The 21493-nt window shown below is 70.6% G+C and carries 18 protein-coding genes and 1 pseudogene; 7 read left to right on the forward strand and 12 right to left on the reverse strand.

What is annotated here, in order from left to right; genetic code table 11:
* Positions 1–559: 559 nt before the first annotated feature.
* The 3 genes and pseudogenes from ACWFRU_RS24225 to ACWFRU_RS24235 form a co-directional block, all read left to right on the forward strand.
* Positions 560–2443, forward strand: a pseudogene (locus ACWFRU_RS24225) (glycoside hydrolase family 48 protein); the annotation flags it as partial.
* Entirely contained in the window at positions 2440–4746 is a 2307-nt protein-coding gene (locus ACWFRU_RS24230; protein ID WP_453690148.1) for a xyloglucanase, read from the forward strand. The pseudogene ACWFRU_RS24225 and the gene ACWFRU_RS24230, both read left to right, overlap by 4 nt.
* A 120-nt stretch (positions 4747–4866) precedes the next feature.
* Positions 4867–5880 (forward strand): LacI family DNA-binding transcriptional regulator, encoded by a 1014-nt coding sequence (locus ACWFRU_RS24235; protein WP_453690150.1) that lies wholly within the window; start codon positions 4867–4869, stop codon positions 5878–5880.
* Positions 5881–5894: 14 nt separating this feature from the next.
* Here the strand turns inward: ACWFRU_RS24235 and ACWFRU_RS24240 are convergent, their stop codons facing one another.
* Entirely contained in the window at positions 5895–6020 is a 126-nt protein-coding gene (locus ACWFRU_RS24240; protein ID WP_453690152.1) for a hypothetical protein, read from the reverse strand.
* 119 nt (positions 6021–6139) lie between these two features.
* Entirely contained in the window at positions 6140–8053 is a 1914-nt protein-coding gene (locus ACWFRU_RS24245) for a rhamnogalacturonan lyase (RefSeq protein WP_453690154.1), read from the reverse strand.
* Positions 8054–8085: 32 nt separating this feature from the next.
* Here ACWFRU_RS24245 and ACWFRU_RS24250 point away from each other — a divergent pair, with 32 nt between their 5' ends.
* The 4 genes from ACWFRU_RS24250 (at position 8086) to ACWFRU_RS24265 (ending at position 10885) form a co-directional block, all read left to right on the forward strand.
* The gene (locus ACWFRU_RS24250) at positions 8086–8289 is read left to right on the forward strand and encodes a hypothetical protein (RefSeq protein WP_453690156.1); all 204 of its coding nucleotides are present in this window, start codon (positions 8086–8088) and stop codon (positions 8287–8289) included.
* A gap of 150 nt (positions 8290–8439) precedes the next feature.
* Positions 8440–8973: a SigE family RNA polymerase sigma factor gene (locus ACWFRU_RS24255; protein ID WP_453690158.1), complete on the forward strand. Its 534-nt coding sequence runs from the start codon at positions 8440–8442 to the stop codon at positions 8971–8973.
* Positions 8973–9848, forward strand: a complete 876-nt coding sequence (locus ACWFRU_RS24260) for a hypothetical protein (protein ID WP_453690160.1) — start codon at positions 8973–8975, stop codon at positions 9846–9848. The genes ACWFRU_RS24255 and ACWFRU_RS24260 overlap by 1 nt, the downstream gene beginning before the upstream one ends.
* A gap of 170 nt (positions 9849–10018) precedes the next feature.
* A complete protein-coding gene (locus ACWFRU_RS24265) occupies positions 10019–10885 on the forward strand; it encodes a pectate lyase (RefSeq protein WP_453690162.1) in 867 nt (288 codons plus the stop codon).
* Between the two features lie 54 nt (positions 10886–10939).
* Here ACWFRU_RS24265 and ACWFRU_RS24270 read toward each other — a convergent pair whose 3' ends face one another.
* From ACWFRU_RS24270 to ACWFRU_RS24315, 10 genes are all read right to left on the reverse strand, one after another.
* The gene (locus ACWFRU_RS24270; RefSeq protein ID WP_453690164.1) at positions 10940–12058 is read right to left on the reverse strand and encodes a pectinesterase family protein; all 1119 of its coding nucleotides are present in this window, start codon (positions 12056–12058) and stop codon (positions 10940–10942) included.
* Positions 12059–12128: 70 nt separating this feature from the next.
* On the reverse strand, positions 12129–13451 hold the full coding sequence (locus ACWFRU_RS24275) for a pectate lyase family protein (RefSeq protein ID WP_453690166.1): 1323 nt from the start codon (positions 13449–13451) through the stop codon (positions 12129–12131).
* 2 nt (positions 13452–13453) lie between these two features.
* Entirely contained in the window at positions 13454–14266 is an 813-nt protein-coding gene (locus ACWFRU_RS24280; RefSeq protein WP_453690168.1) for a rhamnogalacturonan acetylesterase, read from the reverse strand.
* Entirely contained in the window at positions 14263–15633 is a 1371-nt protein-coding gene (locus tag ACWFRU_RS24285; RefSeq protein ID WP_453690170.1) for an ABC transporter substrate-binding protein, read from the reverse strand. The genes ACWFRU_RS24280 and ACWFRU_RS24285 overlap by 4 nt, the downstream gene beginning before the upstream one ends.
* Before the next feature lie 67 nt (positions 15634–15700).
* Positions 15701–17257, reverse strand: a complete 1557-nt coding sequence (locus tag ACWFRU_RS24290; RefSeq protein WP_453690468.1) for a family 43 glycosylhydrolase — start codon at positions 17255–17257, stop codon at positions 15701–15703.
* 11 nt (positions 17258–17268) lie between these two features.
* Positions 17269–18123: a DUF6807 domain-containing protein gene (locus ACWFRU_RS24295; RefSeq protein ID WP_453690172.1), complete on the reverse strand. Its 855-nt coding sequence runs from the start codon at positions 18121–18123 to the stop codon at positions 17269–17271.
* A 7-nt stretch (positions 18124–18130) separates the two neighbouring features.
* Positions 18131–19375, reverse strand: coding sequence for a Gfo/Idh/MocA family protein (locus ACWFRU_RS24300; RefSeq protein ID WP_453690174.1), 1245 nt, complete (start codon positions 19373–19375; stop codon positions 18131–18133).
* Positions 19372–19566 (reverse strand): hypothetical protein, encoded by a 195-nt coding sequence (locus tag ACWFRU_RS24305; protein WP_453690176.1) that lies wholly within the window; start codon positions 19564–19566, stop codon positions 19372–19374. Before ACWFRU_RS24305 ends, ACWFRU_RS24300 begins: the two co-directional genes overlap by 4 nt.
* Positions 19563–20438 carry a carbohydrate ABC transporter permease gene (locus tag ACWFRU_RS24310; RefSeq protein WP_453690469.1) on the reverse strand — a complete coding sequence of 292 codons (876 nt, stop codon included), beginning with the start codon at positions 20436–20438 and terminating at the stop codon, positions 19563–19565. The genes ACWFRU_RS24305 and ACWFRU_RS24310 overlap by 4 nt, the downstream gene beginning before the upstream one ends.
* Positions 20439–20470: 32 nt before the next feature.
* Entirely contained in the window at positions 20471–21427 is a 957-nt protein-coding gene (locus ACWFRU_RS24315; RefSeq protein WP_453690178.1) for a carbohydrate ABC transporter permease, read from the reverse strand.
* Positions 21428–21493 lie beyond the last annotated feature (66 nt).

Genomic DNA, 21493 nt, shown 5'->3' on the forward strand with positions numbered 1-21493 from the left:
GGGCGCGGGGAACTGCGCGACCAGCCACAGCGGACCCGCGGAAGAAGTACTGCGGCTCATGGTGGGGGAGTCCCTTCGGGTGGGTCGGATGGGGGGAATCAGCCGTCGAGCGCGGCCTGTCGGTCGTCCTGGACGCAGGCGAACGCGCCGCCGGAGCGGTTGGCCCGAGGAGTCGGTGCGCAGCAGTAAGTCGCCGCCGGGAAGGGAAAGGTTGTCGCGTTTCTCAGATTCTCCGGATCGCCTCTGTCGAATTCATTCGACAACTCCCTTTTATGCGCCGGCTCTTGACATCGGGCCCGTACGGCTGAATTTTGGGAGCGCTCCCACTGGTGCTCTCAGTGGTTACCCGGCTCCCCGTGCGGAGCTCGCCCCCCATCGAGCCGTCAGGAGACCTCCCCGCATGTCCGCATTCCCCCCATCCCCCCGCTCGGGCCCCTCAAGACCGGAAATCAGCCGCCGCAACCTGCTGACCCTCGGCGCCGGAGCCGCGCTGGCACCGGTCATCGTGGCCCTCAACCCCGCAGGTCACAGCGCTCATGCCGCCCCCGCGGCCACCGAGTACGAACAGCGCTTCCTCGACCTGTACGCGAAGATCACCGATTCCGCGAACGGCTATTTCTCGCCGGACGGCATTCCCTACCACTCCGTCGAAACCCTCATTGTCGAAGCCCCCGACCACGGGCACGAGACGACATCCGAGGCATACAGCTATCTGCTCTGGCTGCAGGCCATGTACGGCAAGGTCAGCGGCGACTGGACACGTTTCAACGCGGCCTGGGAAACCATGGAAAAATTCATGATCCCGAGCCATGGAGACCAGCCGACGAACAGTTTCTACAATGCGGCGAAACCAGCCACGTACGCCCCCGAACACGACCAGCCCTCGCAGTACCCCGCCCGTCTCGACCCCGCCGTCCAGGCCGGCGCGGACCCGATCGCGGCCGAGCTGAAGAGCGCGTACGGCACCGACGACATCTACGGCATGCACTGGCTCCAGGACGTCGACAACGTCTACGGCTACGGCGGCGGCACCGCGGGGCCCGTCTACATCAACACCTTCCAGCGCGGCTCCCAGGAGTCGGTCTGGGAGACGGTCCCGCACCCCACCCGCGACGAGTTCGCGCACGGCGGCAAGAACGGCTACCTGGACCTTTTCACCGGCGACGCCTCCTACGCCAAGCAGTGGAAGTACACCAACGCACCCGACGCCGACGCCCGAGCCGTCCAAGCCGCCTATTGGGCGCACGTCTGGGCCTCGGCCCAGGGCAAGGAGTCCGAGGTCGCGGCGACGGTCGCCAAGGCGGCCAAGATGGGCGACTACCTGCGCTACGCCCTGTTCGACAAGTACTTCAAGACCATCGGCGACTGCACCGACCCGTCCGGCTGCGCGCCCGGCAGCGGCAAGAACAGCGCCCACTACCTGCTGTCCTGGTACTACGCCTGGGGCGGCGCCACCGACACCTCCGCGGGCTGGGCCTGGCGCATCGGCTCCAGCCACAACCACGGCGGCTACCAGAACCCCCTGGCCGCCTTCGCCCTCAGTGCCTACGCCCCGCTCGCCCCCAAGTCGGCCTCGGGCAAGGCGGACTGGGCCAAGAGCCTGACCCGGCAGATCGAGTTCTACCGCTGGCTGCAGTCCGCCGAGGGCGCCATCGCGGGCGGCGCCACCAACAGCTGGCAGGGCCGTTACGCGAAGCCCCCGGCCGGCACCCCCACCTTCTACGGCATGGCCTACGACGAGAAGCCCGTCTACCACGACCCGCCGTCCAACCAGTGGTTCGGCTTCCAGGCCTGGTCCATGGAGCGCGTCGCCGAGTACCTCCACGAGACCGACGACCCCGCCGCCAAGACCGTCATGGACCAGTGGGTGAAGTGGGCCCTGTCCGAGACGGAGATCGCCGCCGACGGCACCTATACCTTCCCCTCGACGCTGAAGTGGTCCGGTCAGCCCGACACCTGGAACCCCTCAAACCCGGGAGCCAACACGGGACTTCACGTCTCCGTCGTCGACCGCACCAACGACGTGGGCGTGGCCGGCGCCTACGCCAAGACCCTCACGTACTACGCGGCCGCCACCGGCCACACCGAGGCCGCCGCCACGGCCAAGGCCCTCCTGGACGGCATGTGGCAGCACCATCGCGACCCCCTCGGCATCGCCGTGCCCGAGACCCGCGCCGACTACGACCGCTTCGACGACGCGGTGTACGTCCCGAACGGCTGGACCGGCACCATGCCGAACGGCGACACCATCGACTCCGGGTCCGACTTCACCTCCATCCGCTCCTTCTACCGAGACGACCCGGACTGGCCCAAGGTCGAGGCGTATCTCGCCGGGGGAGCGGCCCCGCGGTTCACGTACCACCGCTTCTGGGCGCAGGTGGACATCGCGCTGGCCATGGGCGCCTACGCGGAGCTCCTCGAACCCGGGCCGGGGTCACGATGACCGGCCGTATGACGCGCGGCGGGAAACTGCTCGGCGCCCTCGCCCTGATCCCGGGGCTGCTGCTCGCGGCCGCCCCTTCCTCCGGCGCCGACGACGCCACCAAGAAGAAGCCATCGGCCGCCTACACCTGGAAGAACGTCCGCATCGACGGCGGCGGCTTCGTCCCCGGCATCATCTTCAACCGTGCCGAGAAGAACCTCGCCTACGCCCGCACCGACATCGGCGGCGCCTACCGCTGGCAGGAGTCGTCGCGGAGCTGGACCCCGCTGCTGGACTCCGTCGGCTGGGACGACTGGGGTCACACCGGGGTCGTCAGCCTCGCGTCCGACACCGTCGATCCGGACAAGGTGTACGCCGCCGTCGGGACGTACACCAACGACTGGGACCCCAAAAACGGCGCCGTCATGCGCTCGGCCGACCGGGGCAGGACCTGGAAGAAGGCCGACCTGCCCTTCAAGCTCGGCGGCAACATGCCGGGCCGCGGCATGGGCGAACGCCTCGCCGTCGACCCGCACGACAACCGTGTGCTGTACCTGGGCGCGCCCAGCGGCCACGGTCTGTGGCGCTCCACCGACTCCGGGGCCACCTGGTCGGAAGTGACCGCGTTCCCCAACCCCGGCAACTACCGGCAGGACCCCTCGGACACGACCGGCTACGCCTCCGATAACCAGGGCATCGCCTGGGTCACCTTCGACGAGTCCACGGGGGCGTCCGGCGCCCGCACCAAGACCCTCTACGTGGGCGTCGCCGACAAGGAAAACGCCGTCTACCGCTCGACGGACGCGGGCGCCACCTGGACCCGCCTCGCGGGGCAGCCCACCGGATACCTGGCCCACAAGGGCGTGCTCGACGCCGAGAACGGCTACCTCTACCTCACCTACAGCGACAAGGGCGGCCCCTACGACGGAGGCAAGGGTCAGGTGTGGCGGTACGCGACCCGAACCGGTGAGTGGAAGAACATCAGCCCCGCCGCCGACGCCGACACCTACTACGGCTACAGCGGGCTGAGCGTCGACCGGCAGCGTCCGGGCACCGTCATGGTCACCGGGTACAGCTCCTGGTATCCGGACACCCAGATCTTCCGCTCCACCGACAGCGGCGGCAGCTGGACCGGCGCCTGGAACTACGGCGCCTATCCCGAGCGCACCAACCGCTACACCATGGACATCTCGTCCGTGCCCTGGCTGTCCTGGGGCGCGAGCCCTGCGCCGCCCGAACAGAGCCCGAAACTGGGCTGGATGACCGAGGCCCTGGAGATCGACCCCTTCGACTCCGACCGGATGATGTATGGCACCGGGGCCACCGTCTACGGCACCCGTAACCTCCAGCAGTGGGACAGCGGCGGCAAGTTCACCGTCACGCCGATGGTGAAGGGTCTGGAGGAGACCGCCGTCAACGACCTCGCGGCACCCGCCTCCGGAGCGCCCCTGCTCAGCGCGCTCGGCGACATCGGCGGCTTTCGCCACACGGACGTCACCAAGGTGCCGCCCCTGATGTACACCGAGCCCAACTTCACCACCACGACCAGCATCGACCACGCCGAGTCCGACCCCGACGTCGTGGTGCGGGTCGGCCAGCTCGACAGCGGCCCGCGCATCGCCTTCTCCGGTGACAACGGCGCCACTTGGGCCGCGGGCAAGGAGCCTTCAGGCGTCTCCGGCGGCGGGACGGTCGCCGCGTCGGCCGACGGCAGCCGCTTCGTGTGGAGCCCGGACGGCGCGGGCGTGCACACCAGCGGCGACCGGGGCGCCTCGTGGACGGCGGCCACCGGCATCCCGCAGGGCGCCGTCGTCGAGTCCGACCGGGCCGACCCGAAGACGTTCTACGGCTTCAAGTCCGGCACGTTCTACGTCAGCAGGGACGGTGGGGCGACCTTCACCGCGCGGGCGTCCACCGGTCTTCCGGCCGAAGGAGCGGCGCGTTTCAAGGCCGTTCCGGGACAGGCGGGGGAGATCTGGCTGGCGGGCGGCAAGGCAGGCGGGACGTACGGCCTGTGGCACTCGAAGGACTTCGGTGCGAGCTTCACCCGCGTCCAGGGCGTCGAGGAGGCCGACACGATCGGCTTCGGCAAGGCCGCGCCGGGCTCCGGCCACCAGACGCTCTTCACCAGCGCGAAGATCGAGGGGGTGCGCGGCATCTTCCGCTCCACCGACGGCGGCAAGAGCTGGGTGCGCGTCAACGACGACACCCGTCAGTGGGGCTGGACCGGAGCGGCCATCACCGGCGACCCCCGGATCTTCGGGCGGGTGTACGTGGCCACGAACGGCCGTGGCATCGTTTACGGGGACAACTCCCGCCGCTGAGCGACCAGTCGAAGCGCTTCGACGGATCTATGGACAGCACATGGGTGTCCCTCTAAGGTCACATGTGGCCCCACGTCGAAGCGCTTCGCCACCGCCTCCAGACCTGCCCAGGAGAGCCGCATGGTCACCCTTGCCGAGGTAGCCCACCACGCCGGAGTCTCGGCCAGCACGGTGAGCTACGTACTCAGCGGCAAGCGGTCCATCTCCGCCTCCACCAAGGACCGCGTCGAGCGGTCCATCCGCGAGCTCGGCTACCACCCGAACGCCGGCGCCCGCGCCCTGGCCAGCAGCCGGTCCAACATCATCGCGCTGATGGTCCCGCTGCGCACCGACATGTACGTGCCGGTGATGATGGAGATAGCCATCGCCGTCGCCACCACCGCCCGCACGCACGGGTACGACGTGCTGCTCCTGACCGGCGAGGAGGGCCCCGAGGCGGTCCGCCGCATCGAGGGCAGCGCGCTCGCCGACGCCATGATCCTGATGGACGTGGAACTGCACGACGAGCGGCTCCCGCTGATCCGCGAGACCGACCGGCCCACGGTCCTCATCGGCCTCCCCGCCGACCCCACGGGCCTGACCTGCGTCGACCTCGACTTCACCGCGACCGGCGCCCAGTGCGTGGAGCACCTTGCCGGGCTCGGCCACCGGGAGATCGCCGTGATCGGCGAGGCGCCCGCCGTGTACGAGCGGCACACCGGGTTCGCCGAGCGCACCCTGGAAGGGCTGCGCACGCGGGCCGGGGAACTCGGTGTGCGCGTGCTGCACCGGCCCTGCGAGGGAACGTACGACGCGCTCGCCGCGACCCTCTCGCGCATCTTTGACGAACGCCCCGGCACGACGGGGTTCGTCGTACAGAACGAATCGGCGGTGGAACCACTCCTGAGCCTCCTGCGCCAACAGGGCCGCGCCATCCCGGAAGACGTCTCCGTCATCGCCGTCTGCCCCGACCAGGTGGCCACCCAGGCATCGGTACGCCTCACCTCCGTGGCCATCCCCGCCCAGGAAATGGGCCGCCAGGCAGTGGACAGGGTGGTCGCGAAGCTGCGCGGCCAGGACGCCGCCGAAGTCACGCTGCTCGCCCCTGAGCTGACGGTACGCTCCAGCACGGGCCCCGCGCCGGCGACGGGCTGAGCACGGAAGCCCTCCTACCGCCTACGCCGAAAGTGCAGCCACAGCCGGGCGAGGATCAGGCCAAGGACGACGACGCCGACCGTGATCTGCACCCAGCGGGGGAGGGTACCCGCGCCGGGAAGGTACAGGGCGGTCTGCATCGAGAACGTCATTCCTCACGGTTGGGCCTCGTGACCGGAGAGACGAGGTCACGGCCATTCTGCTACGCGCGGCCTGCGGATACCTGTAGTGACGTCCCGCGCGGCCGTGCGCTGCCGGGTCAGGGAGTGGAGACCGCCGGGCGCGGTGCCTTTGCCATGCCCGCGCCGATGAAGAAGCTTGGGTGCGGGGGTTGGTTGTAGGCCGTGTTCTGCCAGGTGAGGGCTGTGCGGTACTGGAGGTCGTGGAGCAGGGTGGTGATCTTCGTCTTTGTCTCGTGCGGGGTGGAGTAGATCCGTAGCGCCTTGTTGTCCGACGTGCGCCACACGACCTCCTCGCGCCAGTCGCCGAGGATGTCGCCGGAGAGGGCGGGGGTCGCCTTCGTGCCGTTGTTGGACGAGACCGAGGAGCCGGTCAGGAGGCGGGTCTCGCCGCCTGTGCCGTACTTGTCGATGCGGGTGCCGTCGAGGAGTTCGCGGGTGGTGTCGCCGTCCCACCAGTTCACGAAGTTGATGCTGGACGGCTTGCGGCCGACCGACGCCCCGGACGGCGAGCGCAGGGTGCTGTCGGCCGCGGACCACGACTCGGCGCCCGGTGAACCGGCGTGGATGTCGGCGGACACGCCCCGGCCGTTGTCGGAGCCCGAAGCCGTGGTCCACAGGCGCTGGCCCGTGCGGGCGTCCGCCATCCAGGAGCCTGGCTTGGAGCTGTCCTCGGAGACCTTGAAGTACTCCAGGCCCGTGCGCGAGGGGTCGAGGTCGCCGACGTGCCCGGCGTCGCCGTGCCCGAGCTTGGTCGTCCACAGGCCGCTGCCGTTGTCATCGACGGTCATCGCGCCGTAGACGATCTCGTCCTTGCCGTCGTTGTCGACGTCCGCGACCGAAAGGCTGTGGTTGCCCTGGCCGTCGTATCCCTTGCCGGTGTTGGTCGAGGAGTTGGTGTCGAAGGTCCAGCGCCGGGTGAAGGCGCCGTTGCGGAAATCCCAGGCGGCGATGACGGAGCGCGTGTAGTAGCCGCGCGCCATGATCAGTGAGGGCCTGCTGCCGTCGAGGTAGGCGGTCCCGGCGAGGAAGCGGTCCACGTGGTTGCCGTAACTGTCGCCCCAGCTCGACACGTTGCCCCGCGCCGGGACGTAGTCGACCGTGTCGAGCGCGGCGCCGGAGCGGCCGTCGAACATGGTCAGGTACTCGGGTCCGGTCAGGACGTAACCGCCGGAGTTGCGGTGGTCGGCCGAGGAGCTGCCGATCACCTTGCCCGCGCCATCCTTCGTGCCGTCCGCCGTCTTCGTGGCGACCTCGGCCCTGCCGTCGCCGTCGTAGTCGTACACCTGGAACTGCGTGTAGTGGGCGCCCGAGCGGATGTTCCTGCCCAGGTCGATCCGCCACAGCCGGGTGCCGTCCAGCTTGATGCCGTCGATGATCGTGTTGCCGGTGTGGCCGGACTGGGAGTTGTCCTTGGCGTTGGTGGGCTGCCACTTCAGTACGAAGTCGAGCGCGCCGTCGCCGTCGAGGTCGCCGACGGACGCGTCGTTGGCCTCGTAGGTGTACGCCACGCCGTCCGGGGTCGTGCCCCCGGCGGGCGGCGTGATCGGCACGTCCTTGTACCCGGCGCGGAACTGCACCGCGTGTACGGAGTCACCCTGTTCGGTGCCGTCGACCACCGCGCGCACCGTGTAGTCGGCGCTGTTCGGGGCGCCCGCGTGGAAGTAGTTCGTCGAGCCGGTGACCGGGGACGAGTTGACCTTCGTACCGCCTCGGTAGACGTTGAAGGCCACGTCGTCGTCATCGGTGCCGAGCCAGCGCCAGCTCACCAGGTTCCCGGCGTCGGTGTGCACGCTGACCACGCCTCGGTCGAGGGCCTCGGCCTGGCGGGTGGTGGCCGCGGACGAGGTCGACGACAGGGCGATGAGCCCTCCGGCGGCGAGTGCGCCCGCGACGACGGCGGTGAGGAGGACGCGGCCGCGGGTCCGGCGTGCTCTTCGGCCTGGGCCTGGGCCTCGGCTGCGGCGGAGTTCGGTGTACGGGTGCTCGGGCATCGGGGCTCCTGCGGGGGAGAGCGTGAGGGGGAGTGCCTCGACTCAGTTGCCGCTGGACGCGCGAAGGTTGCCGCCTGTACCGGTCCGTCGCCCCGAGAGTCGTCGGTGGTGACATCACCCGGCCCCCGGACCCCGCACGCGGCGTGGTGCGCTACGGCCACATGCGGGGCACCGACACCGACATCGACACCGACGCGGCACCGGTCCCGCAGTACGGCCTGAACCGTGCCGGATGACCTCATATCGCCTGGCTCAGATCCGCCTGGGATTCCGGACGTTGTTCGATCTCTCGCACGGACGTTGCTATGCTCGCGCACCGCGCTTCGGCGGCACGGGGGCCACCCAGCGCGCGGGCAGAGCCGCGCAAGCACAGAAAGAGGTCACCCGTGGGGACAGCCGTCGATGACGCCGCCGCCGCGGAGTTCCACGACTTCTTCGAGCGGCACTACAACGAACTGGCGCGCCTGGCACACATGCTGACCGGTGAGAAGGACGCCGCGGACGATCTGGCGGCCGACGCCCTCGTCGCGCTCTGGAACCGCTGGGACCGCGTCAGGGCCGCCGATCATCCGGCCGCGTACGCCCGTGGCGTCGTCGCCAACATGGCCCGCAGCCGCATCCGCAGCGCCGTGCGGGAACGCCGCCGCGTGGCACTGTTCTGGGGGCAGCGCGCGGAGGGCGTCGACGACCCGGACGTACCCGCTGTCGTCGACGTCCAGGAGGCGTTGCGTACGCTGCCGTTCCGTAAGCGGGCCTGTGTGGTGCTGCGGCACGCCTTCGACCTGTCGGAGAAGGACTGCGCGCTCACCCTCGGGATATCGGTCGGTACGGTGAAGAGCCAGACGTCCAAGGGGATGGCGGAGCTGCAACGGCTCCTCGGTGATCGGGCCGCGTCGCAACTCGTGGGAGGGAGGCAGTGATGGACGACGTACGCAAGCAGCTGCGCGATGCCGCGGCCGAGCACCGCCCCGACAGGGAACGGATGCTCGCCCGCGTCGAGCGCGGCATGGAGCGTGACGCCGTCGACCTCGGTGCCTCCTCCCGCGGCCCGCTGCGCCGGCCCGCCCCCTGGCTGCGGATCGCGGGCGCGACCGCCGCCGTGGCGGGGGTCTTCGCACTCGGCGGATACGCCGTCGCCTCGGTCGTCCAGGGCGAGGAGCCGCCGGCGAGCACCGTGGGCACGCCCGCCGCCCCCGAGTCCCCGGCCGGGCCGAGCCCCTCTGCTTCGGAGCCGGACGACGAGAACGCCGGGCCCAGTTCTCCGGCGGAGCCCGCGCGGCCGTCGGGCAAGGCCACGGAGGGCACGCCCGGCAAGGACGCCGACCCGGACACGAAACGGCCGCCGAAGAAGTCCGACCCGCCGCCCTCCACGCGGCGCCTGGCGCCGGACGCCAAGGGGGTCGAGGACGACTACCTCTGGAGCGACGGCTCCGTCGACCCGCAGAGCAACGACTTCTGGGCGCAGAGCACCCTCACCTTCAAGACAGGCGAACCGCTCACCGCGCTCCGCGTCGAACTGCGCGTCGCGCAGACCGGCGGGGTCGCCGACACGGGCAACTGGCGCTCACTGCCCGCCGACGACTTCACGGTCTCCGTACGCGAGGAGGGCGACGAGCTGGTCTACCGCTGGACGCTGAAGGCGGGCCGGACCGTTCCGAAGGGCGAACACGTCTTCGCGGGTCAGTACAACCACGCCGAGGGCGGCAGGGACGCAGGCGAGGACACGTACGCGGCGGAGGCGACCGGGCCGGGCGGGAAGGCCGCGGTGCGCGGCGACTTCGCGCGCACTTCCTAGCGGGGGCTGCGCGCGCACCTCCTGGCGGGAACTGCGCGCGCACTTCCTGGCGGCGACTTGGCCCGCACTTCCCAGAGAATTCCCCGCAGGGCGGCAACCTTCCGCACCCGGGCGGAGACCAGCAGACGCAAGGTCCGCAAGGTCATCCCCCCAGCGAAAGAGCGGTCTCCATGACCACGCAACCGACCCCGCAACCGACCCCGCAACGAGCCGAACTGCGCAGGAGCCAGAAGCGCCGCCTCACCCGCCGCCGCGCCGTGGGCGCGGCGGGCGGCGCACTCCTGTTGACCGGCGCCACGCTCGGCGCCAACGTGCTGCTCTCCCCGGCGGGAGCGGCGACCACGGCCGCCGCCTGGCCGACCCCCACCGGCAACAAGCCCGTCACCAAGACCATCGAGGTGTCCGGCACCTACGACGGTGGGCTCCAGCGCTTCTACGGCAGCGGAGACCTCGGAGGCGACGGCCAGGAGGAGGGCCAGGACCCGATCTTCAAGCTGAAGGACGGCGCGGTCCTGAAGAACGTCGTCCTTGGCAAGCCAGCCGCCGACGGCGTGCACTGCTCGGGCACCTGCACCATCCAGAACGTGTGGTGGGAGGACGTCGGCGAGGATGCGGCGAGCTTCAAGGGCACCTCGTCCGGCGCGACGTACAACGTCACTGGTGGCGGCGCCAAGAAGGCCGACGACAAGGTCTTCCAGTTCAACGGCGCGGGCAAGCTGAACATCAGCGGCTTCCAGGTCTCGGACTTCGGCAAGCTGGTCCGCTCCTGCGGCAACTGCTCCAAGCAGTACAAGCGCACGATCACCGTGAACGACGTGGACGTGACCGCGCCCGGCAAGTCCCTGGTCGGCATCAACACCAACTACGGCGACACGGCGACCCTCCGCCAGATCCGCATCCACGGCGACTCCAGCAAGAAGATCAAGCCCTGTATCCGCTACACGGGCAACAGCTCGGGCGACGAGCCCAAGGAGACGGGCAGCGGCCCCGACGGGACGTACTGCAAGTACAGCGCGTCGGACATCAGTTACCAGTAGCCGTCACAGCGGACCACCAGTGACCAAGTTCCGGTCACTGGTGGTCCGCTGTCGTCAGTGCTCTCGGCGGAGCCGAGGTGCCCAGTCCCTCAGGTAGGCGTCACGTGTCGCGAACCGGGCCTGTGCACGCGTGAGTTGGGGCCGGTTGTCCGGGACGGTGACCCTCGCTCCCGGGCCCGTGTTGCGGTACTCCGTGAACCGCTGGGCCTGCCATGGGTGGGCGTCGCGCATGTTCGCGTACGGGGTCACCGCGTCGATGCCGGGTCCCAGGTGGGTGTCGCGCACCGTGAGCATGGGGCGGGCCGTCGTGTCGGAGCTGGGGACCCAGGGGCGGGCCAGCTTGTAGTACGCGTGCGGGGCGTCGCTCGTCACCCGGCCGCGGGTGACGAGATAGCCGCGCGGATTGGCGAGCGCGGTGGACGGCGCGAAGACGAAGCCGTACGGTGCCGCCGCCAGGTCGCTCCGGGTCAGTGTGTGGAAGCGGCAGCGCTCGAAGACGGCGGTGGCCCGGCCGAAGACGAAGTCGACGTCGCCCTCCACATAACAGTCGCGGAAGTACTGGCGGGCGAAGGCACCCAGGTCCACGGTGTCGGCGTAGAGGGTGTCCTGGTGGCCCAGGAACCGGCAGCGGAAGAACGCCGAGCGGTCGCCCATGACCTTGAGGGCGACGGCCTGCGTGCCGGTGTACTCGGGGTGGTCGGCGCGCACCCAGTCGTTGGCGAACGTGATCGCGTGGGCGGTGAGACCGGCCGCTCGCACCGTCGTGGTGGCTGAGCCGCTGGTGCCGTAGGTGCCGGACCCGTCGGGCTTCGGGGTGCCCGCCGCGTTGTCGTACACGATGACCGTGTCGCAAGGGTCGCCGCTCGCGCCGATGAGCGTGAGTCCCGTGCTCGTCTCGGGAACGGTCACCGTCTCGCGGTACGTGCCCGGGGCGAGGACCAGTGTCCACCCCGGGCCGGAAGCGGCGTCCACCGCGGCCTGGACCGTGGTGTGGTCGCCGCCGCCCGCCGGATCGACGTACAGCGTCCGGCGGGAGGGGCGCCGCTCGGCGGCGGCGCGGGCGGGCGACGTGCCGCCGAGGACGAGAGCGGCCCCGGCGCCCCCGCCCGCGGCGAGCAACGTACGTCTGCTGACAGGGGAGTTGAGGCGGGCAGGGGAGTGGTGCGAGGGCATGGCTGCTCCTTCGCCGTGCGGTCAGGGGAGGAGAGGAGAGGTGAGGCGGGGAGGAGGGAGAGAGGGCTGCTCAGTGGCGCTTGCCTGCGCCCGCGTGGCGCGCGAGCAAGCCCGGCAGCTTGCGCGGGTCGTCCACCCGCGTCCGGAGGCTCGGCGTCCAGCCCGCACCCGACTGGAGGGTCTCCTCCGGGATCTCCGCGTTGTGCACGGCGATGAGATCGACGCGCTTGCCGTTGACGTAGTTGGCGTCGGCGGTGACCGGTGCCTCCTTCCACTTCTTGAGGATCTTCGCGGCGCTGACCCCGCGCGGGAGCGTGAACGCGTTCTTCTGCGCGACGAGTTGGGACTCCTGGCCGATGCCGAACGAGTACTGGTAGCCGTCCGCGGGGACCACGTAGTGGTTGTTGTAGGCGTCGACCTGACCGAAGCGGACGCGCGGCGCACGCTCGACGATGTCCCTGAAGACGTTGTGGTGCAGGGTGACCCGCAGCTTGCCGCGGTCGGTGGCGCCCGCGCTGTCGCTGTTGCCGATCATCAGGGTCTTGTCGTGGTCGGCGAAGACGTTCCAGGAGGCGGTGACCAGATCCGCGCCGCGCACGATGTCCAGCTCGCCGTCGTGCTGCTGGTAGATCTCGCCGTAGTAGGACGGCAGCGAACTGTCGGGGTGCTCGCCGTCGGTGAACGTGTTGTGATCCACCCACACGTGCGTCGAGCCGTACACGACCATGCTGTCGTACTCGGAGTTCCAGGCACCCCTGTCCCCGTCCGTGGGGTCCCACTGCGGGAAGCAGTCCAGCGGGCTCTCCAGGGTGAGGTTACGGACGACGACGTTGTCCACGCCCTGGATCTGCAGGCTGCCGCCGACGATCCCGGCGTTCCTGCCGACGCCCACGATGGTCGTGTCGGCGGGTACGTACGCCTTGATCGCCGCGGCCTGCCGTGTCGCCGACGCCGCCCGCAGGTCCTCCTGCGCGCCGCTGACCGGTGTGTCACGTCCCCACACGGCGGGGTCGTAGTCGGCGAGATAGCGGTCGAAGTCGTAGCCGTCGGCCTCGAAGGCCGCGCAGCCCTCGGCCGTCGCGTTCAGGGTGCCCTTGACCTTGATGATCCGGGGAGCGCCCGCGTCGCCCGCGAGCGCGGCCCGCAGCTCCTCCCAGGTGGTGACGGTGTAGGTGTGCGCCGCGTCGGCCCCGGCCCCGCCGGTCGTCCCGCCGTCGGCCGACGCCCACCCGTCGCGCGGCGGCAGTACGTCGTGCCAGGCGCCGGCGGCCGAGGCCGGGGCGCTGGTGACCGCCATCACCAGCGCGGTGCATCCGGCGAGCGCTGCCAGGGATCTGCGCGCGGCCACGCTTGTCGTCGTTCTCGTCGTTCTCGTCGTTCTCGTGGTCCTCATCGTCACGGTCCTTCCGGCCAAGTGATCCAGGATGGGGGTATCGCGGCGTCCAGCCGCCGCACGTCCCGCGGCGCGAGCACCTTGTGGTGCAGCAGCCCGGCCGCCACCAGGCGGGCCACCTCGATCGCGCCCGGCGGATTGAAGTGCGTGTTGTCCTGCTCGGTGGCGGTCCAGTTGAAGTGCGCCTTGGTCGCCTCGACGCCGAGCCTCTGCCACAGCGCGAGGGACTGGGTCTGCACGTCGAGCAGCGGCACACCCTCGGCCGCGGCGAGCGCGCGCATCGCCGCCGGGTACGCGCCGTGGGTGGGCAGGGCGGTGCCGTCCGCGTCGAACTTCCTGCGCTCCACGGCGGTCACGAGCACCGGCCGCGCGCCACGGGACCGCGCCCCGTCGACGTACTGCCTGAGGTAGTCCTGGTATGTCGACCAGGGCTCGGTGTAGCGCGTCGGGTCGGCGCTCTTCTCGTCGTTGTGCGCGAACTGGATCAGGAGGCGGTCGCCGGGCCTGATCGTCTCCAGGATGGCCGCGAGCCGGCCCTCGTCGACGAAGCTCTTCGAACTCCGGCCGTTCATCGCGTGGTTGGCGACCCGCAGCCGGTCGCTCAGGAAGAAGGGGAGGGCCATGCCCCAGCCGGTCTCGGGCGCCGCGTCCGCGTACTTCTGTGCGGCGGTGGAATCGCCGGCGATGTAGAGGGTGGGCCTGGTGCCCGCCGGGCGGGCGGACGCCGCCGGGGCCGCGGCCGCCGCGAGCGGAAGGCTCGCGAGGGCCGCGACCGCACGGCGTCGGCCGACGCCGTGCGCGGGGCGCGCTGTCACTTGTTCTGTTCGTTCCACTCGGCCTGAGCCTTGTTGAGCTGCTCGGCGAGGGTGTCGAGGAAGTCCTTCGCGGACATCTTGCCGAGCAGGACCTTCTGGTAGTTCGGCTCGTTGTCGGCCTTGCTGATGGTGTTCCAGTCGGGCAGGTAGTACGGAAGCTGCACGATCTTCAGGGAGCCGTCGTTGAGCGCGGCGGCGGCCAGCTTCGTGGGCTCGGCCTCGTTCACCCAGGCGTCTTTGGAGGCCGCGGTGTTGGCGGGGATGGCGCCCGCGGACTTGTTCCACTTGCTGTTGGACTCGTGCGAGGCGGCGAACTCGATGAACTTCCAGGCCGCAGCCTTCTTCTTGCTGGACTTGAACAGGCCGAGCCCGTCGACGGGGTTGGAGACCTGGACGCGGATGCCCTCGTCGGTCGTCGGGTTGGGCAGGCCGCGGAACTTGTCCTCACCGAGCGCCTTCACGTGGTCCGTGTAGGAGCCGAGGTTGTGGCTGAGCATGCCGATCTGGCCCGTGTCCCACTGGGCGTTCATCTTCTTGAAGTCGTTGTTGACGTCGGCCTCGGGGGTGTTCTTCTTGTAGAGCGCGACGTACTTCTCCAGCGCCTCCACGTTCTTCGGGTCGTTGACGGTGGTCTTCTCGCCGTCCCAGAACGATCCGATGCCGGACTGGCCGTAGGCCGCGTCGAGCGCCTGCGCGATGGAACCCTCGCCGCCGCGGATGGTGTAACCGAACTTGTTGGCGTCCTTGTCGGTGAGCTTGTCGGCCGCCTTGTAGAACTTGCTCCAGGTGGTGGGGGCCTCCAGGCCCGCGGCCTTGAACAGGTCGGTGCGGTAGTACAGGACGCCGTTGCTCGCCGACGTCGGCACCGTGAAGAGCCGGGTGCCGCCGCCCGCGGCCCGGACGCTGTCCACCATGCTCGGGTTCAGCTTGCCCTCGAGGGAGCTGCCGTTGAGCCGGTCGTCCAGCGGCTCCAGGGCGTTCTGCGCGGAGATCCCGGCGAGCATCGCGGCACCGACGCCGCCGACGTCGGGCAGGCCGCCGCCCTGGATCGCGGTGTCGTACTTGGACTGGACGCTCTCGGCGGGGATCGGCACGTACTTGACGTCGATGTCCGGGTTCTTCGCCTCGAAGTCCTTGATGATCTCCTTCCAGACGTCGGTGCGGACACCGCCGTTGTTGTCCCAGAAGGTGATCTCGCCCTTGCCGGAGCCCTCCTGGCCCTTGTCGCCGCCCGCCCCGCTGCCGTCGTCGCCGCAGGCGGTGGCGGTCAGCGCGAACGCGGCGGTGAGGGCGACGGCGGCCACCGCGCGACGGCTTCTGCTTCTGTTTCCGATTCCGCTTCTGTTTCCGCGGATGCTGAGGTTCATGGTCGGCTCTCTTCGTCGGATTACGGGTGGTGCGAGGTGATGTGGGGTCAGGGGGTGCGGTCCGGATTCAGTGGGTGGTGATCCGGAAGTGCGTGAACAGGGCTGTCCCGGCCCCGTTCCGTCCCGTGGGGGCCGTGGCGAACAGGCCGAGCAGCGCGCCCACCCATCGCCATGGCGTCGCGGCGAAGACCTGGCCCGAGGGGCAAAAGCCGTCGCCGGTGTCGGCGGAGAAGCGGCAGCGGGCGCCCTCCGCGATCTCGATCCGCAGCCGCGCTGTCCCGTCGGGGGCGAGGCGCGGGTGCTCGGCGTCGCGCTCGCGCTCCGCGACCGGCTCAGCGAACCGGTGGACGAGGCGGACCGTGCCGTCGTCGCCGCGCTCCAGGCCGATCCAGTCGAAGGCGTCACCGAGCACGGCGAGCCCGGCCCTGGCGCCGTCCGCGGAGCCGTCGAGCCGGAGCCCGACCTCGACGGCGCACGGCGTGAGCGGAAGGCGCTGGGTCAGGACGTGCGGCACGCGGCGCAGGTCATGGGCCTCCGCGGACCTGACGCAGGTCAGCCGCAGTCCGTCCGACCCGTGCGAAGTCGCCCACCCCTCGGTGGGGTTGGCGGACCACTGCCACTGGCGGCCGTGGCGCCCGCCGGGGAAGTCGTCGTCGGTGGCGGGCGCGGACACGGGCTGCGGGGGAAGGGCGGGCTTTTTGTGTACGGCGACGGGGGCGCCGCCGTCCCCGATCACCGGCCAGCCGTCCGTGCCCCAGCGCATCGGCTGGAGGTGCACGACCCTGCCGTACGCGCCGCGCTGCTGGAAGTGCAGGAACCAGTCGTCGCCGGCCGGGGTGCGCACCCAGCCGCCCTGGTGCGGTCCGTTGACGTCGGTGTCGCCCTGCTCCAGGACGATCCGCTCCTCGTAGGGGCCGTGGAAGGTGCGGGAGCGGAAGGCGCCCTGCCAGCCGGTCTCCACGCCGCCGGCGGGGGCGAGGATCCAGAACCAGCCGTCGTGGCGGTACAGCTTGGGGCCCTCCAGCGTGAACCAGCCGGGCAGTTGGTCGGCGTCGACCAACACCCGTCCCTCGTCCAGGAGTTCACGGCCGTCCGGGCTCATGCGGTGACCGGTGAGCCGGTTCTTGATCCCGGAGCGCGACTTGGCCCAGGCGTGCACGAGATAGGCCTCGCCGCGCTCCTCGTCCCACAGCGGGCAGGCGTCGATGAGGCCTTTGCCCGCCTTCACGAGGTGCGGGGTGCTCCAAGGGCCGCGGATGTCAGCGGAGTTGACCTGGAAGACGCCGTGGTCCGGGTCGCCCCAGAAGATCCAGAACCGTCCGTCGTGGTGCCGGATCGACGGTGCCCACACCCCGCAGTCGTGCCGTGGCGCGGCGAACGACTCCGCCGGTTCGAGGCGCTCCAGGGCGTGCCCGATCAGGGTCCAGTTCACCAGGTCGCGGGAGTGCAGGAGCGGCAGCCCCGGGGCGCGCCCGAAGCTGGACGCGGTGAGGTAGAAGTCGTCGCCGACCCGGACGACGTCGGGGTCGGACCAGTCGGCGGCGAGGACGGGGTTGCGGTAGGTCCCGTCGCCGAGATCACCGGTACGGCCGGTGAGACCACCGGGTTCGTCCGGGCCGCTCATCCGGGGCGCGTTCACGCCGTCACCGCCTTGCGGACGAGCCCCGCGGCCTCGGTCCGGCTCGGACGACCGTCGGAGACGACGGTGACCACACGGCGTACGACGGTCTCGCCGGGGCCGATCGGCAGGCGGTGCGAGTGCGCCAGCGAGGAGCCGACGCCGGGATACTCCGCGGTCCGCACGAACCACGGGTCACGCCGCGTCTCCGGCGTCGCCCCGGCGAAGACGAGTGTCCAGCCCTGACCGGAGAGGGCCACCCAGTCGGCCGTCGCCCCGTGCGCGGCGGCCTCGCCCTCGGTGTCCGCGGTGAACACCTCGGGGGGCCGTGTCTCCTTGGGCGCGCGCCAGAAGAAGCCTCCGTAGGCGGCGCCGGGGCGGCCGTTGGTGGCGGGGCTGCCGATCGAGATCTCCGACGCGGCCGGGTTGGTGAGGGAGAACGTGAAGTCGAGGGCCCAGGCGGACGGGGTGAGGGGCGTGACGGCGACGGTGCGCCGCTCGCGCAGCAGCTCGCACTCGCCGTCGAGCCAGCCGATCTCCTCGACGAACCCGTCGGGGTCGCGCAGCTTGAACTCCAGGTGGCGCTGTTCGCCGTGGTTGTCGAGCTCGGTGGGCCCCTGGTCGCGCACGTAGGTGCGCCCGCCCCAGAAGTTGCGGCCCGCCGCGTCGGGCACGGCGACGCCCACGCCGAGGTGGTGCGGGTGGTCGGCCGGTCCGTACTCGGTGACGGGGAGGCCGCCGAAGGTGCGGACGGGGTGGAGGTAGGGGCGGGGCGCGAGGCGTGGGCCGGCCGAGGGGTGGATGACGTAGCGGCCGACGGGACGGCCCGAGCAGCGCAGCATGAGCGCGGTGTCGGTCGCGGTTCTGTTCATGGCGTACTCACCTCGGTGGGGTTTCGGCGGTGGGGGAGTGAGCGGTGGAGGAGTGAGCGGTGGAGGCTGCGGGGCCGGGCTGCTCGGGCAGCGCCCAGAACGTGCCGAGCTCCGCGAAGCCGCACAGCGTGTCGGCGCTCGCCGCGACGAGCCCGTCGATGCCGTGCACGACCCGGCGCCGCACGCCTTCGTGCTCGCCGGGCACCGAACGCCAGGCCTCGACCGGCAGGGGGAGTGGATCGGGTGCCGTGCGGACCGCCTCGACGACCTTCATGAAGGCGCCCGTCGAGGCCGGCGGAACCAGCAGTTCGGCGTGGCCCGCGAGGTGAGCGACAAGGTTCTCGAGGAGGTCCGTCCGCCCGTGAAGGACCTCCTCGGGCCCGTGCCCGGCGCGCTGCACGAGCACCCGGTCCTGCTTGTACCAGAACGTGATGCGGCCCCGGGTGCCGTGGACGACGACGTACGGCTCGTTGGGATGCTCGGCGCAGAGCGTCGCGGCGACACCGATGCGGCCGCCGCGCGCGGTGCTGATCCCGACGAACGAGGTGTCGTCGGACTCGATGGCGTTGGCGCGGAACAGCTCCGTGGCCACCTGTGTGACGTCCTCGGCCCGCGTGGACCCGTCCACCGCCAGGGCGGTGGCGACGGCGTGGGCGAGGGGGTTGGTCAGGACCCCGTCCACGACGTCCACGCCGTCCAGGCGGCGCCGCCCGGCCCAGGGCGCGCGCCGGTAGTACGCCTCGTCGCGGGCCCAGGCGCCCGCCGCGCCGACGCCCGTCGGCTCCCCGACAGCGCCTTCGGCGACCAGGGCGCGGATGGCGGACACGGCGTGCGAGCCGAGCGACTGGAACCCGACCTGGCAGGCCACGCCTCCGGCGGTCACCGCGTCGGTGATCCGCCGGAACGCGGCGTACGAAGGGGCGGGCGGCTTCTCCAGGAGCAGGTGCACGCCTCGCTCTGCGGCGGCCACGGCCAGGTCGGCGTGGGTGGGGATGGGCGTGCAGATGACGGCGACGGCGGCTCCGGTGGCGTCGAGCAGTCCCGCGAAGTCCGCGGACTGCGCGGGATCGCCGAGGCCGTCGAGTTCGCCACCGGTCAGCGGCGCGAGCTCACAGATCCCCACGAGGCGTACGAGACCGGCCTGTTGGAGGCGCCGGATGTTCTCCAGGTGCCACCTGCCGTGCCCGCGCGCTCCGGCGAGGACCAGCGGCAGCGGGGTGCGGGGCGCTTCGGGCCCCGGGCCCGGGGTCATCGGATTCTCCCCGCGCCGGCGCCGTACGCGTAGGGCGCCGCGGCGATGGCGCCTCCAGTCGCGCCGCTGCCGCTGCCGCTGCCGCTGTTGCCGCCGTCGCTCCCGCTGCTCCTGCCGGTCGCCGCCCAGCCGTCGTCGGCGGCCGGCTGGAGGACGCGGTGGTGCCGCAGGCGCGACGTGTGACCGCTCATCCCTTCACCGCCCCGGCGCTGAACCCGGTGACCAGCCACTTCTGGATGAAGGCGAAGACGATCACGACGGGCAGGGCGGCGATGACGCCGCCGGCCGCGAGCGCGCCGAGGTCGACGCTGTCGGCGCCCATCAGGGTGGCGAGACCGACCGGGATCGTCTGCTTGTCCTGGTTGGAGAGGAACATCAGGGCGAACAGGAAGTGGTTCCAGCTGTGCACGAAGGCGAAGGAGCCGACGGCGATCAGACCGGGCCGCAGCAGCGGCAGGACCACCGCGCAGAAGGCGCGGAAGCGTCCGCAGCCGTCCACCCAGGCGGCCTCTTCCAGGGAGTAGGGCACGTTCTTGATGAATCCGCTGATCAGGATCATCGAGAGCGGCAACTGGAAGACGGCCTCGGCGATGATGACGCTGCCGAGCGAGTTGATCATCTGGAGGTTGGCGAAGATCTGGAAGAGCGGCACCAGCATCAGCGCGCCGGGGATGAACTGTGAGCACAGCAGCGCCAGCATGAAACCGCGCTTGATCTTGAAGTCGAAGCGGGCCAGGGCGTAGCCGCCGGCCAGGGCGACGACCGTGGTCATCAGCATCGACAGGACACCGACGATGAGGCTGTTCTGGAAGAAGAGGCCGAAGCTGCGCTCGGTCCACACCTTGTCGAAGTGCTCGAAGGTGATCGGCCAGGGCAGCAGCGAGGTCGAGCCCGCCGGGCGGATCGCGAAGAGCAGCATCCAGTAGAACGGGATGAGCGTGAAGAGGAGGTAGAGGCCGAGCGGCAGGTAGATCTGCCAGCGGGGGGCCTCGTCCCAGGGGCGCCGCTTCGGTGTGCGCGGGCCGCCGGCGCGGGTGTCGGCGGTCGTGGTGATGTCCGCCATGGCGCTTTCCCTGTCCAGGTGCTGAGTGGTGGTCACTTGTCCTGACCTCCGAACTTGCTCAGCCGCAGATAGACCATCGAGCAGAAGAGAAGGATCACGAACGCGATGGAGGTCAGCGCGGAGGCGTAACCGAAGTCGTGCGAGTCGACGGCGATGGACGCGATGCGCAGCGGCAGGGTCGTCGTCTCGCCCGCGGGTCCGCCGCCGGTGAGGGTGTAGAGCAGGTCGACGTTGTTGAACTCCCAGACCGCGCGCAGCAGTGTGGAGAGGATGATCGCGTCCTTCAGGTGCGGCAGCGTGATGTGCAGGAACTGCCGGAAGCGGCTCGCGCCGTCCACCTCCGCCGCCTCGTACAGGTCCTTCGACACGGACTGCAGGTCGGCCAGGATGAGGATCGCGAAGAAGGGCACGCCGCGCCAGAGTTCGGCGACGACGACGGCGGGGAAGACGGTGCTGGTGTCCGAGAGCCAGGACGTCCCGTACGAGCCGATGCCCATGTCCGCGAGGTAACGGGTGATGCCCGTCTGCGAGTTGAAGATCAGCAGCCAGATCGTCGAGGTCAGCACGCCGGAGACGGCCCACGGCGAGAAGACCATGGCGCGGGCCATCGCGCGGCCGATGAAGGTCTGGTTCACGATCAGCGCGAGCCCGAGGCCGAGGAGCAGCTGCAGGACGACCTCGACGACGACCCACTGGAGGCTGAAGCCGAGCGTCTGCCAGAACTGCGGGTCCTCGGTGAACGCGGTGACGAAGTTGTCGAAGCCCGCGAAGCCGTCGCGCCAGGGCTTGGTCGGGTTGTGGTGGCGCAGGCTGTAGTAGAAGACGCTGATGACGGGGTAGGCGATGAAGCCCACCATCAGGAGTCCGGCCGGCGCGATCAGCAGATACGGGAGCCTGCGCGGGGTCGCTCCCGTTCGGCGCCGGTGCGCACCCGGCACGCGGCGCCGGGGCGGTGGCTGCGGTGGCGCTTTCGCCACAGCTGAGGCCATGTCTGCTTCTCCGTTCTCAGGGGCGGCACACGGTCCGCGAGATGAAGCGCTTCGCAGACGTCGTTC

This window comes from Streptomyces sp. NPDC055099, assembly GCF_053607685.1.